General features: G+C 61.7%; 12 protein-coding genes. 1 reads left to right on the forward strand and 11 read right to left on the reverse strand.

Annotation, left to right across the window (positions count from 1 at the left end):
- Positions 1–51 precede the first annotated feature (51 nt).
- The 11 genes from AO065_RS01170 to hutC form a co-directional block, all read right to left on the reverse strand.
- Complete coding sequence (locus AO065_RS01170; protein WP_004880404.1) at positions 52–1,593, reverse strand: HAL/PAL/TAL family ammonia-lyase; 1,542 nt, start codon at positions 1,591–1,593, stop codon at positions 52–54.
- Between the two features lie 12 nt (positions 1,594–1,605).
- Positions 1,606–2,436: a quaternary amine ABC transporter ATP-binding protein gene (locus AO065_RS01175; protein WP_004880403.1), complete on the reverse strand. Its 831-nt coding sequence runs from the start codon at positions 2,434–2,436 to the stop codon at positions 1,606–1,608.
- Positions 2,433–3,284, reverse strand: a complete 852-nt coding sequence (locus tag AO065_RS01180; RefSeq protein ID WP_004880400.1) for an ABC transporter permease — start codon at positions 3,282–3,284, stop codon at positions 2,433–2,435. Before AO065_RS01180 ends, AO065_RS01175 begins: the two co-directional genes overlap by 4 nt.
- A gap of 78 nt (positions 3,285–3,362) precedes the next feature.
- The gene (locus tag AO065_RS01185) at positions 3,363–4,331 is read right to left on the reverse strand and encodes an ABC transporter substrate-binding protein (protein WP_004880399.1); all 969 of its coding nucleotides are present in this window, start codon (positions 4,329–4,331) and stop codon (positions 3,363–3,365) included.
- A gap of 112 nt (positions 4,332–4,443) precedes the next feature.
- Positions 4,444–6,174: a urocanate hydratase gene (hutU, locus tag AO065_RS01190; protein WP_004880396.1), complete on the reverse strand. Its 1,731-nt coding sequence runs from the start codon at positions 6,172–6,174 to the stop codon at positions 4,444–4,446.
- Between the two features lie 331 nt (positions 6,175–6,505).
- A complete protein-coding gene (locus AO065_RS01195) occupies positions 6,506–7,210 on the reverse strand; it encodes an anti-sigma factor (protein ID WP_004880395.1) in 705 nt (234 codons plus the stop codon).
- Positions 7,207–7,773 carry a sigma-70 family RNA polymerase sigma factor gene (locus AO065_RS01200; RefSeq protein WP_004880394.1) on the reverse strand — a complete coding sequence of 189 codons (567 nt, stop codon included), beginning with the start codon at positions 7,771–7,773 and terminating at the stop codon, positions 7,207–7,209. Before AO065_RS01200 ends, AO065_RS01195 begins: the two co-directional genes overlap by 4 nt.
- Before the next feature lie 99 nt (positions 7,774–7,872).
- A complete protein-coding gene (locus AO065_RS01205) occupies positions 7,873–8,406 on the reverse strand; it encodes a DUF3455 domain-containing protein (protein ID WP_004880392.1) in 534 nt (177 codons plus the stop codon).
- A gap of 106 nt (positions 8,407–8,512) precedes the next feature.
- Complete coding sequence (nhaA, locus tag AO065_RS01210) at positions 8,513–9,688, reverse strand: Na+/H+ antiporter NhaA (protein WP_004880391.1); 1,176 nt, start codon at positions 9,686–9,688, stop codon at positions 8,513–8,515.
- A 27-nt stretch (positions 9,689–9,715) separates the two neighbouring features.
- The gene (locus AO065_RS01215) at positions 9,716–10,333 is read right to left on the reverse strand and encodes a HutD/Ves family protein (RefSeq protein ID WP_004880390.1); all 618 of its coding nucleotides are present in this window, start codon (positions 10,331–10,333) and stop codon (positions 9,716–9,718) included.
- Positions 10,330–11,040 (reverse strand): histidine utilization repressor, encoded by a 711-nt coding sequence (hutC, locus tag AO065_RS01220; RefSeq protein ID WP_170969020.1) that lies wholly within the window; start codon positions 11,038–11,040, stop codon positions 10,330–10,332. Before hutC ends, AO065_RS01215 begins: the two co-directional genes overlap by 4 nt.
- A 179-nt stretch (positions 11,041–11,219) precedes the next feature.
- Here hutC and AO065_RS01225 point away from each other — a divergent pair, with 179 nt between their 5' ends.
- Positions 11,220–12,584, forward strand: a complete 1,365-nt coding sequence (locus tag AO065_RS01225; RefSeq protein WP_004880387.1) for a formimidoylglutamate deiminase — start codon at positions 11,220–11,222, stop codon at positions 12,582–12,584.
- The last annotated feature ends 144 nt before the right edge of the window (positions 12,585–12,728 follow it).

Raw genomic sequence — 12,728 nt, forward strand, 5'->3', positions numbered from 1 at the left:
GAACGCGCCGCCGTCGGCCCTGCGTGGGTAACGCCGGGCCTTGACCGCTTTTTATTGGGTTGCCGTGTGTTCGCGGCAGCGCTGGAAAATCCTTTCCAGCATCTGTTGTTCGTTGATCAGTGCTGCGCTGCTGGCGATGTCCGGCGCCAGCCAGCGGTCTTCGTCATAGGCGGGCACCCGCTCGCGCAATAGCTGCCAGGCGATGTTCGTCCCGACGCCGAAGCGCTGGGTCTTGAGGAATTCGAAGGCCTGCGCCGCGAGCAGGTATTCGATGGCGAGAATCTGCGTCGCGTTGCCCAGCACCTTGTGCAGCTTGAGTGCGGCGCTGGTGCCCAGGCTCAGGTGATCTTCCTGCAGGCCGGACGTGACGTAGTTATCCACAACCGCCGGTTGCGCCATCTGACGGTTTTCCGCGCACAGCGAGGCAGCAACGTACTGGACGATCATCATTCCCGAGTTGACGCCCGGCTGGCTGACCAGAAACGCGGGCAGGCCGCTGACCATCGGGTTGATCAGGCGGTCCAAACGACGCTCGGCAATCGAGCCCAGCTCGGCGACAGCCATGCACAAAAGGTCCGCCGCCATCGCCACGGATTGACCGTGCGGATTGGCCTGGGACACCACGCGATAGGCGTCGGGCGTGCCGAGCAGCAGCGGGTTGTCGGTGACCGAATTGAGTTCGGTCTCGATCTGGCGAATGGCATGTGCCAGTTGATCGCGGGTGGCGCCATGTACCTGCGGAATCGAACGGATGCTCAGCGCATCCTGAGTCCTAATACCCTGACTGCTGGCGAGCACTTCGCTGCCTGCCAGCAGGCTTCGCAGGTTGCTGCCGACTATCTGCATGCCGGGATGTGGCTTGAGGGCGAGGATGGTTTCATCGAAGGCGTCCAGCTGACCGCGCAGCGCTTCGAAGGTCATGGCACCGATCACGTCGGCCCACTGGGTCAGGCGTTCGGCATCGGCGATGGCCAGACAGCTCAGGCCGGTCATGCAGGGCGTGCCGTTGACCAGACACAAGCCGTCCTTCGCGCCCAGCGTCACGGGCTTGAGACCTTCCTCATCCAGCGCCTGCTGTGCCGACACGATCTGCCCGCGATAGCTGACCTGACCGACGCCCAGCAAGGCGACGCCGACGTGGGCCATGTGGGTCAGGTAACCGACCGAGCCCTGCGCCGGGACCTGTGGTGTGATGCCGCGATTGAGCAGGGCCAGCAGCGCTTCGACCACTTGCCGATGAATGCCGGATTTGCCCTGACTGTAATTGAGCAGTGCGGCGCAGATGATCGCGCGGGTCTGCTCGTCGGCCAGCGGTGCGCCAACGCCACAGGCATGGCTGAGCAAGGTGTTGCGCGACAGACGACTGAGCTGTTCGCCTTCCAGCGAGACATTGCACAGCGCGCCCAGGCCGGTGTTCACGCCATAGGCGCGCTCGCCGCTGGCGACGATCTGCCGGACGATGGCCTGGGCGTTGTCGATCCTCGCCCACGCGGCGTCGGACAGCACCAGTTGCGCGCCATGCCGGGCGACGGCCACCACATCCTGCCAGCGCGCCGGGGCGTCGCCGATGACGATCTGTTCTGCTCGCGACATCTGCAACGGTCCTTAAAGAGTGGCCACGCGGCGCTGAACGAAACGGTCCACGTAATCGTCAGCGGGCGAGTGAAGGATTTCTTTCGGCGTGCCGACCTGAATCAGCCGCCCGTCCTTGAGAATCGCGATCCGGTTGCCGATGCGCACCGCTTCGTCCAGGTCGTGGGTAATGAACACGATGGTCTTGTGCAGCTTGGCCTGCAGTTCGAGCAACTGGTCCTGCATTTCGGCGCGGATCAGTGGGTCGAGGGCACTGAACGCTTCGTCCATCAGGATGATGTCGGTGTCGGCCGCCAACGCGCGGGCCAGACCGACCCGCTGGCGCATGCCGCCGGAGAGCTGGTGCGGGTACTTGTTTTCGTAGCCGCTCAGGCCGACCGTGGTGATCCAGTGCCGGGCGCGCTCATCACACAGCGCCTTGGTCTCGCCGCGCACTTTCAAGCCGTAGGCCACGTTGGCCAGCACGGTCTTGTGCGGCAGCAGGCCGAAGCTCTGGAACACCATGCTGATCTTGTGTCGGCGAAACTGGCGCAGCGCTTCCATGTCGTAGCGCAGGATGTCCTCGCCATCGACCAGAATCTCACCGCTGGTAGGGTCGATCAGCCGATTGAAGTGTCGTACCAGCGTCGACTTACCGGAGCCTGACAGGCCCATGATCACGAAAATCTCTCCACTGGCAATCGACAGTGACAGATCGTTCACGCCGACGACGCAGCCGGTTTTGGCCAGCACCTGATCCTTGCTCTGATTTTGCTGGACCATCGCCAGCGCTTCCTTTTCGCGGCTGCCGAAAATCTTGAACACATTGCGTACGACGATCTTGTTCTGTTCCGCACTCATCATTTCTGCGCCTCATGCCGTGGGCGGCCGTAGGCCTGCGTGATGCGGTCGATCACGACCGCCAGAATGACGATGGCCAGTCCCGCTTCCAGTCCACGTCCAACGTTCAGCGTCTGAATGCCGACGAGTACGTCTTCGCCCAGACCGCGAGCGCCGATCATCGAGGCAATCACTACCATCGACAGCGCCATCATGGTGGTCTGGTTGATCCCGGCCATGATGCTGGGCATTGCTAGTGGCAGTTGCACGCCGAACAGTTGCTGCCAGCGGTTGGCACCGAACGCGTTGATGGCTTCCATGACTTCGCCATCGACCTGACGAATGCCCAGGTCGGTCAGGCGGATCAGCGGTGGAGCGGCGTAGATCACGGTGGCGAAGATCGCCGGGACCTTGCCCAGACCGAACAGCATCAGCACCGGAATCAGGTAAACGAAGCTGGGCATGGTCTGCATGATGTCCAGCAGTGGCATCAGCACTGAGCGCAGACGGTTGCTGCGCGCCGAAAGAATCCCCAGCGGGATGCCGATCAGCACGGCGATGATCGTGGCGACCAGCATCAGCGCCAGGGTCTGCATCAGTTTGTCCCACAACCCGACCGCGCCAACCAGAAACAGCAGGCCGACGATCACGACGGTGGTGACGACCTTGCGCGTGGCGTGCCAGGCGATGCCGCCGACGATCAGCAGCATCAGCCACCACGGCGCCATGCGCAGCAGGCCTTCCAGATTGACGATGGCCCACAGCAGGGTGTCGGAGATGTGCCGGAACACATCGCCGTATTGGGTGACCAGCGAGTCGACGCCGTCATTGACCCAGTTGGCGATCGAGAAAGTGAAGCTTTCAGGGAACATAAGCGGCTCTCAAGTAAGGTGTATCGGACCCACGAACGGGCAACCGGACCGGCACTGTCAGCCCGGCTGCCCAGTCGTTTACAGCGAGGCGTCCACCTTTTTCGCGGCGTCTTCACTGACCCACTGGTGCCAGACTTCCGGGTGTTCTTTCAGGAAGATCCGGGCAAGCTTCGGCGATTCGATGCGGTCCTTGGCCATGCGTCCCAGGTTCTGGTTGAGCAGGTCGATCGGCAGATTGACCTTCTCCAGCATCGCAACCAGCTCAGGCGCCTGATCATGGAACACTTTGGACACGCCGACCTTGATATCGATCGTCTTGTTTACCCCGGCCTTCTCTTCCAGACGCACCAGATCCACCTGGCCCATCAGCGGCGTCGGCGACCAGTAATACGTCAGGATCGGCTCGCCACGCTTGTAGCTGGACAGGATAGCTGCGTCCAGCGCAGGGCCGGTACCCGGCCGGAAGTTGGTGTACTTGTTCTCCAGACCATAGCTCTTGAGCATCTCGCTGTTTTCCAGCTCGCAGGTCCAGCCGGCCGGGCAGTTGTAGAAACGGCCCTTGCCGGGTTCTTCCTGATCCTTGAACACCGCCGAGTATTGCGCCAGGTCACTGATGGACTTGAGGTTCGGCGCCTTGGCTTCCAGTTTGCGCTTGGCATCGCCTTCGATCACGTAACGCGGCACGTACCAGCCTTCGACTGCACCGACGATAGGCGCGCCGACACCGACCACTTTTCCGGCCGCCGCCGCCTTGTTCCACACCTCGCTGCGACCCACCCATTCTTCAGCGAAAATCTGAATGTCGTTGGTGCTCAGGGCGTTTTCCATGGCGATGGAGTTGCCGGGCAAGGCGTCCACGGTGCAGCCGTAACCCTTGTCCATCACAATCTGCAGGATGTCGGTCAGCAGCATGGCGCTTTCCCAGTTCAGGCCCGCAAATTTCACCGGCTTGCCCGATTCACACCAGCTGGCGGCCTGACTCGCTCCTGCGCTGGCAAGCAAGCCAGCGGATACCAGAGTGGTCAACAGGGCCTTTTTCATATTCATTGTCGATGCTCCTACGCCTGAAAGGGATGGTGGCAGCTTCAAAACAGGCATCCGGCCTTCGGGCGTTTTCACGCCCGGTCCCGAGGGCTGTCGGTGATGACCGACAGGTCCCTTAACGTCCGATCATCGGCAGGTTCAAGCCCTGCTCTTTGGCACATTCGATAGCAATGTCATATCCCGCGTCGGCATGGCGCATGACGCCAGTGGCCGGGTCGTTGTGCAGCACGCGGGCGATCCGTGCAGCGGCTTCGTCGGTGCCGTCGCAGACGATCACCATGCCCGAATGCTGCGAGAAACCCATGCCGACGCCGCCGCCGTGGTGCAGAGACACCCAGGTTGCGCCGCTGGCGGTGTTGAGCAGGGCGTTGAGCAACGGCCAGTCGGAGACTGCGTCGGAGCCGTCGCGCATGGCTTCGGTTTCGCGGTTGGGGCTGGCGACCGAACCGGAGTCCAGGTGGTCGCGGCCAATCACCACCGGTGCCGACAGCTCGCCGCTGCGCACCATCTCGTTGAACGCCAGACCCAGCTTGGCGCGCTGGCCCAGACCGACCCAGCAGATACGGGCGGGCAGACCCTGAAAGCTGATGCGCTCGCGGGCCATGTCCAGCCAGTTGTGCAGGTGTTCGTCGTCCGGGATCAGTTCCTTGACCTTGGCGTCGGTCTTGTAGATGTCCTGCGGGTCACCCGACAGCGCGGCCCAGCGGAACGGACCGATGCCACGGCAGAACAGTGGACGGATGTAGGCCGGAACAAAGCCTGGGAAATCGAAGGCGTCCTTGACGCCGACTTCCTTGGCCATCTGGCGGATGTTGTTGCCGTAGTCGAAGGTTGGAATACCGGCTTTCTGGAAGGCCAGCATGGCTTCGACGTGTTCGGCCATCGACTGCTTGGCGGCCTTGACCACATTGGCCGGCTCGCTTACCGAGCGGGCGCGGTACTCGTCCCAGCTCCAGCCTTTTGGCAGGTAGCCGTTGAGCGGGTCATGGGCGCTGGTCTGGTCGGTTACCATGTCCGGGCGCACGCCACGACGGACCATTTCCGGCAGGATTTCGGCCGCGTTGCCGCACAGGGCGATGGAGATGGCCTTGCCTTCGGCGGTGTATTTGGCGATGCGGGCCAGCGCGTCATCCAGATCGGCGGCCTGTTCGTCGACGTAGCGGGTCTTGATACGGAAATCGATACGGCTCTGCTGGCATTCGATGTTCAGCGAGCAGGCCCCGGCCAGTGTCGCGGCCAGAGGTTGCGCGCCGCCCATGCCGCCCAGGCCTGCGGTCAGCACCCAGCGGCCCTTGAGGTTGCCGTCGTAATGCTGGCGACCGGCTTCGACAAAGGTTTCGTAGGTGCCTTGCACGATGCCCTGGCTGCCGATGTAGATCCAGCTGCCGGCGGTCATCTGGCCATACATTGCCAGGCCCTTGGCATCCAGTTCGTTGAAGTGTTCCCAGCTCGCCCAGTGCGGCACCAGGTTGGAGTTGGCGATCAGCACGCGCGGGGCATTGCTGTGGGTCTTGAACACGCCAACCGGCTTGCCGGATTGCACCAGCAGCGTTTCGTCGTCATTCAGGTGGGTGAGGCTTTCGACGATCTGGTCGTAACACTCCCAGTTGCGCGCCGCCCGCCCGATGCCGCCGTACACCACCAGTTCATTGGGGTTCTCGGCGACTTCCGGGTCCAAGTTGTTCATCAACATGCGCAACGGCGCTTCGGTCAGCCAGCTTTTGGCCGTCAGTTTCGTACCGCGTGCAGCACGTACCTCGCCTTCGCGGTGGCGGGTCCAGTCCTGCTTCAGGTCTTGCTTCTCGGTCACACGTTTCTCGGTCACAAAAAAATCCTCAGCGATCATTCCAAACCAGCCCGCAAAGGGCGCTTCAATCAGTTCCGTAAAGCACCAGGTGATTAGCCTGTCTCTACTTGTACATACAAGCATATGCAATCCAAAGACCAACTTTTCGCCCAGTGATCAAGGCAGCTCGGAAAACAGCGGCGGGGCTTGTGTTTCGAGGGGGCGGAAGGGAGCGGCGGTGCCGACACGCAAAGCGGACAACAGGTCGCGATTGTTACTTGAAAGGTTTTTTGCCCGTTTTTGGGGCGGTGGGTAACACGTTGGTGCGGGTTCGTTCGATGGTCGTTCCCGCGCGTGGGGAACGATCAATGTGAGGCTGAGTTCAGGCGCTTCAAATGACCTTCACGGCCCGCCCTATGAATTGAATCGGCCCGGTTGGTTTGCCGATTGGCGAACCCGTGGACTTTTCCAGCGTCAGTTCAAATAACTGGTTGGGTTGCAGTGGCGGCAGTTTATCGAGCGCGATGTTCAGGCTTTGCCCTGGCTTGACCAGCCCCAGCGACACCGGTCCCTGCCAGTCGTCACCCTTGGTCCAGAACTCCAGCGCCTTGTCGGCCGGTACTTCGAACGCGCCCAGCGGGATGAGCTGGATTTCCTGTCGATTGCTGGCCTGCACGACCCAGCCGGGTGATTTGTCCTGAGGTCCGACGAGTACCACCAGATAGGAAGGTGGCGCCGGATCGCGGGTCAGCAACGTCAGGCCCAGCACCAGCGAGGCTGCGATGCCTGCACCGGCCAGCCCGCGCCAGATCGCCAGATGGTCCCACCAGCGCACGTGCTGTTCAGGCTGCGTGTGAGGCGTTGCCCGATCCATCAGGTTGCGTTCGATCCGCTCCCACAGGCCGGGTGATGGCTTGACCGGTTCCGCCAGCTCGTTCAACGGCAGCAGGCGCTGATCCCAGGCGTCTATTGCTGCCTGCAGATCCGGTTCGTGAGGCAGGCGACGTTGTACATCGAGCCTCTGTTCGGCCGACAGCGTGCCGAGCACATACTCGCCTGCCAGCTCGTGAATATTCTTGTCCGAAGGTTGGGTCATCCCATGCACTCCCGCAAAGCCGTCAGGCTGCGCTTGATCCAGGCTTTGACCGTACCCAGTGGCGCGCCGATTTTCTGCGCGATTTCCTGATGCGAATAACCGTCTACATACGCGTGAAACACGCAGTTGCGCCGTACCGGCTCAAGCTGCTCCAGGCACGCCGTGATGCGTCCCGGATTGACACGCCAATCGAAGGCATCGCCGGTTTCCTGCCAGCCTTCCAGCGTCGCCTGCTCATGATGATCTTCGCTGTCGTCATCCTCAACCCGGACTTCCCGCGCCGTATTGCGCAGGTTGTTGAGCGCCAGATGCCGGGTCACGCTGAATATCCAGCCGCGTGCCGAACCGCGTGATGCGTCGAAACTGGCCGCACGGGTCCAGATTTTCAGAAACGCGTCATGCACGATGTCCTCGGCCAGTTCCCGGTCGCGAACCAGTCGCACGACCACACCGAGCAGCCGCGCGCTTTCCTGTTCATAAAGACGCTGCAGGGCCTGCCGCTCACCGCGGGCGCAGGCTTGCAACGTGCCTTCGTAATCAAAGAGAGATTCGTGTGAGGACAAGGTAATCCGCCATCGATGGACTAATGCCTCGTTGATATCACGAGGACCCGCGCAGCAGCATAGCTCACTGACTGCGCGGTGCCCGATTGCCTGGCTGTATCAGTTGGCAGCCCAGAACAGGTAGTCAGCCTGGTACTTGACCACTTCCTTGGCGCCCTTGTTGCTGGCTGCGCACGCGGTGGTCGGTGCCACGCCGCCTTTCAGCGCGGTGCGCTGGATGTAGGCAACACCGGTCATGGCGCCTTTGCCTTCTGCCGGGTTGGCCTTGACCAACTGGTACGGCAGGTTGCCTGCGCTCGAAGGTGCAACAGCGACCTGAGTGCCGGTCACTTTCGAGCCGTCTTTGGCTTCCCAGGTGGCAGGCGGGCCGTAGTAGGTGCCGACCTGCTTGCCGCTCTTGTCATTGAGCACGGCCTTGGGACCGACGAACGCCCATTCCATCTCGTTGGGCATGTTGGCTTTTGCGCGGCACTCGTAGGTGATTTCGCCGACCCCGGTGGTTTGCATGCTGATCTTGTGGCCGGCCGGAACCCGAACGCTTTCGGGCAGATCGGTCTGGGCCAGGGCGACGGACGACAGGCAAGTGAAAGCCAGGGTACTACCTGCAAGGCAGAGCAAGCGTTTTGCGTTCATGCAGAAATCTCCAGATTATTTAACCGCGCTCAGCAACTCGAAGTGGCTGCTGTATGTACTACCCGCGAAGAAACAATCTGGATGCAGTGATTTGAAAATATTTTTTTCAGGGCCGGCTGAAGCGGCTGCGCAACACGATAATGCCGGCAATTGCCGCAATGCCCGAACCGATCAGCACGCCGACTTTCACCTCGTCGATCAGGTGCTGCTGACCGGGGAATGCCAGGTTGCCGATGAACAGACTCATGGTGAAACCGATGCCGCACAGGATCGCCACGCCATACAGCTGCATCCAGTTACTGCCCTCCGGCAACACCGCGAGCCCTGAACGAATCGCCAGCACGGCGGCGAGGAACACGCCGATCTGCTTGCCCACGAACAGCCCCAGCGCAACACCGAGCGGCACCGGATCAACGAGGTTTTCCACCGTGATACCGGCCAGCGAAACACCCGCGTTGGCAAAGCCGAAGATCGGCACCACGGCGAACGCGACCCAGTAATGCATCTTCTCTTCAAGGAACAGCAGCGGCGAGCGCGCCTCTTCCTCAGGCTTGCCCATCGGGATGCACAACGCCAGCGCGACGCCTGCCAGCGTGGCGTGAACGCCAGACTGCAGCACGAAGAACCACAACAGTGCGCCCAGCAGCAGATAAGGCAGCAGGCGACGAACGTTGAGTCTGTTCATCACGATCAACACCGCCAGCGTGGCGAAGGCGGCGCCCAGCATCGGCAGGTTCAGGCCGGAACTGTAGAAGAACGCAATGATGGTGACCGCGCCCAGGTCATCGAGAATCGCCAGTGCGGCGAGAAACACCTTCAGCGAGGTCGGCACCCGATTGCCCAGCAGCGATAGCACGCCCAGAGCAAAGGCGATGTCAGTGGCCGCAGGAATCGCCCAGCCGCTCATCGTCTGCGGGTTGCCCCAGTTAATGGCGATGTAGATCAGCGCCGGGATCAGCATTCCGCCTGCTGCTGCAAAGCCGGGCAGGGCGCGCTGACCCCAGGTCGAGAGCCCGCCAGCCAGCACTTCGCGTTTGATTTCCAGGCCGACCATCAGGAAGAAGATTGCCATCAGACCATCGTTGATCCACAACTCGACCGACAGACCCAGCCATACGCTGTGCAGAATCGAAAAATAACCGGCGGAAAGTGGCGAGTTGGCAACGATCAAAGCGGCCAGTGCTGCGAGCATCAAAACGATGCCGCCTGCCGATTCGGAGGCGAGGAAGCTGGCGAGGATGGCGACGGCTCTGGGTGTTTCCTTGACAGGGAATTGAGTCATGGTCGTCCTTGAACGAGAAGCTGATTTTTAGGGGGCGTCCAGCATACCGTCATTGCCAATGGCGTTCAGCTCAATCAGGCAGCAACGACTGGCGCCTGAGGATTGCAGCTCGATTTCCGTGAGTCCGCCCGTAGTGTCCACTTGAGCGCAGTCGTGTTTGCCGAGGATTTCCCAGGGCTGGCCACTGACGCTCAGCGCAATCTGCTCGGCCATGCTGAACAGCACGAAGGTGCTGGCCGAACTGAACAGCCTTTGCGGCTGGCGCACGTCGATCCACTGCAAGCGGGCGTGGTACCGATGTGCAGCGTAGATCAGGTTGAAATCCCGGATCGGTCCGTCGAGCAACGTGCACTCGACCTGACTGTCGCCGCTGAACGCGAACGGGTCGGATGGCAGCAGCGGGCGGCTGTCGATGCCGTCAACGGACAGCGTCATGCCCGCGCCCTGCAGCACGGTGATAATCCGCTGATAACCGGCAAACACCGAAAAGCCGCCCGAGTGCTCGATGTCGGCAATCGACAGGCGCCAGCCGAAACCGTCCAGATCCTGACCCGCATCGCGGGCGATTTCTTCGGTGCTGCCACCGCCGTTCTTCCACGGCATGCGCGGGTAATCGACGGCGCGCAGAATTCGGGTCTGGGTCATTTGGTGAAACGTCCTTCAAGGCGATGACGGGAGCCGGGGTGGATCAGACGTGCGGCGGTCACCGGCTGGCGGCCTGACCAGGTGCGACGACGAATCAGCAGGCAGGGTTCGCCTGCGTCGATCTGCAACAGTTTGCACTCGTCAGCTTCGGCCAGAATCGCCTCGACCACGTGTTCACCCTCGGTCAGCGGTGCGACCTGCGACAGGTAGGCGTAAGGCGTCTGTTGAGTGAAATCCTGCTTGAGGTAATCCGGTGCGACCAGGGCGTTCACGAAGCGGTCTTCGATCTGCACGGCAATGTCGTTTTCGTAGTGCACGATCAACGAGTGGAACACCCGCTGACCCTCGCGCATGTCCAGCGCCAACGCACGCTCGGAGCCTGCCGCTTCTTCCTTGAGGACGATGACCTTGCAGGAATGACGATGGCCTCGTGCCGCGATCTCGTCAGCGATATTGTGGACTTCGAACAGCGCCGACTGGCTCTTGGGTTCGGCCACGAACGTGCCGACACCCTGCATGCGCACCAGCAGGCCTTCGGCCGTCAGTTCGCGAAGGGCGCGGTTGATGGTCATGCGGCTGAAACCCAGCTGCGTCACCAGCTCGCTTTCCGACGGCACACGATGATGCGGCGGCCACGTGCCGTTCTGGATCTGCAGGGCGATCATGTGTTTGACGCGGGCGTACAAGGGTGCGGGACTTTCGCCCATCTGGGCTGCCAGTGAGGAAGAGGCGGGCGGCGTCGGCACGTGTGTGTCCTTGTTATCGAGATGATTCAGGCGCTCAAGCTAACCATTAAGCGGTGGCACGGCAAGTTTGCCGACGGTTTACCGGATCGCCAAACGTCTGTATATGTATATACAAATTACAGTGATGGGGTATGAAGTCAATGTCAGCCTTCTTTGCCGAGCGTGCGTTACTCCCTGACGGCTGGGCCAGCGATGTGCGTCTGGAGGTCAGCCCCGAGGGAATGTTGACGCGGATTCAGGTCAATGCCGATCGGCAGGGCGCGGAAGTGGTCAGCGGTCCGTTGCTGCCCGGCATGCCGAACCTGCACTCGCACGCTTTCCAGCGCGCCATGGCCGGGCTCGCGGAAGTGGCGGGCAACCCGAATGACAGCTTCTGGACCTGGCGCGACCTCATGTACCGTCTGGTCGGGCGTATCACGCCTCAGCAACTGGGTGTCATTGCCCGCCAGCTGTACATCGAGATGCTCAAGGGCGGCTATACCTCGGTCGCTGAGTTTCATTACGTGCATCAGGACCTGACCGGCAAGCCTTACGCCGATCCCGCCGAGCTGGCGGTACAGATCAGCCAGGCGGCGAGTTCGGTCGGTATCGGTCTGACGCTGTTGCCGGTGCTCTACAGCCATTCAGGTTTTGGCGGGCAGGCACCTAACGAAGGCCAGCGCCGATTTATCCACAGCACCGAGAGTTATCTGGACCTGCAGGCACGTCTGCAGCCGATTCTGGCAAATCAGTCGGCGCAACGACTGGGCCTGTGCTTTCACTCGTTACGCGCCGTCACGCCGGAGCAGATCAGCGCAGTGCTGGCCGCCAGTGACCCGCATTGCCCGGTGCATATCCACATTGCCGAGCAGCAGAAGGAAGTCGCCGACTGCCTGAGCTGGAGCGGTCGGCGACCCTTGCAGTGGTTGTATGAAAACACGCCTGTGGATAACCGCTGGTGTCTGGTGCATGCGACCCACGCCGAGCCTGATGAAGTGGCGCTCATGGCGAACAGCGGTGCGGTGGCCGGTTTGTGCCTGACCACCGAGGCGAATCTGGGCGACGGCATTTTCCCCGCTGTGGATTACATCGCTCAGGGCGGGCGCTGGGGCATCGGCTCGGACAGCCATGTGTCGCTCAGCGTGGTCGAAGAACTGCGCTGGCTGGAGTACGGTCAGCGACTGCGTGATCAGCGCCGCAACCGGTTGTATCGCAGCGATCAGCCGATGGTCGGTCGAACCCTGATGGACGCCGCGCTCGCGGGCGGTGCGCAGGCGCTGGGTCAGGAGATCGGTGCGCTTGAAGTTGGCAAACGTGCCGACTGGCTGGTGCTGAACGGTAAAGACCCGTACATCGCGACCGCGACTAGCGACGCCATTCTGAACCGCTGGTTATTCGCGGGCGGTGATCGTCAGATTCGCGACGTGGCCGTCGCCGGACGCTGGGTGATTCGTGAGGGCCGGCATGCTGATGAAGAGCAGAGCGCGCGGGAGTTTGCGCAGGTATTGAAAGCGTTGCTGGGCTAACCAATGAAGCCTTTAATCGACGCAAGTCTCGTGGGAGGCCCCACCACGTCTTCGACGTGACGCTGTCGCGCATCAAACACCGGACCGTGGGAGGCGGCTTGCCGGCGATGAACGATGACGCGATTTTCCTGACATACCGCGTCG

The organism is Pseudomonas viridiflava, from assembly GCF_001642795.1.
Classification (GTDB): Bacteria; Pseudomonadota; Gammaproteobacteria; order Pseudomonadales; family Pseudomonadaceae; genus Aquipseudomonas; species Aquipseudomonas viridiflava.

What these genes read in the sequence shown, in the direction of transcription:
- AO065_RS01170 (WP_004880404.1), bottom strand. Translation starts at nt 1,593, where the DNA reads ATGTCGCGAGCAGAACAGATCGTCATCGGCGACGCCCCGGCGCGCTGG.
- AO065_RS01175 (WP_004880403.1), bottom strand. Translation starts at nt 2,436, where the DNA reads ATGATGAGTGCGGAACAGAACAAGATCGTCGTACGCAATGTGTTCAAG.
- AO065_RS01180 (WP_004880400.1), bottom strand. Translation starts at nt 3,284, where the DNA reads ATGTTCCCTGAAAGCTTCACTTTCTCGATCGCCAACTGGGTCAATGAC.
- AO065_RS01185 (WP_004880399.1), bottom strand. Translation starts at nt 4,331, where the DNA reads ATGAATATGAAAAAGGCCCTGTTGACCACTCTGGTATCCGCTGGCTTG.
- hutU (WP_004880396.1), bottom strand. Translation starts at nt 6,174, where the DNA reads ATGATCGCTGAGGATTTTTTTGTGACCGAGAAACGTGTGACCGAGAAG.
- AO065_RS01195 (WP_004880395.1), bottom strand. Translation starts at nt 7,210, where the DNA reads ATGACCCAACCTTCGGACAAGAATATTCACGAGCTGGCAGGCGAGTAT.
- AO065_RS01205 (WP_004880392.1), bottom strand. Translation starts at nt 8,406, where the DNA reads ATGAACGCAAAACGCTTGCTCTGCCTTGCAGGTAGTACCCTGGCTTTC.
- nhaA (WP_004880391.1), bottom strand. Translation starts at nt 9,688, where the DNA reads ATGACTCAATTCCCTGTCAAGGAAACACCCAGAGCCGTCGCCATCCTC.
- AO065_RS01215 (WP_004880390.1), bottom strand. Translation starts at nt 10,333, where the DNA reads ATGACCCAGACCCGAATTCTGCGCGCCGTCGATTACCCGCGCATGCCG.
- hutC (WP_170969020.1), bottom strand. Translation starts at nt 11,040, where the DNA reads ATGGGCGAAAGTCCCGCACCCTTGTACGCCCGCGTCAAACACATGATC.
- AO065_RS01225 (WP_004880387.1), top strand. Translation starts at nt 11,220, where the DNA reads ATGTCAGCCTTCTTTGCCGAGCGTGCGTTACTCCCTGACGGCTGGGCC.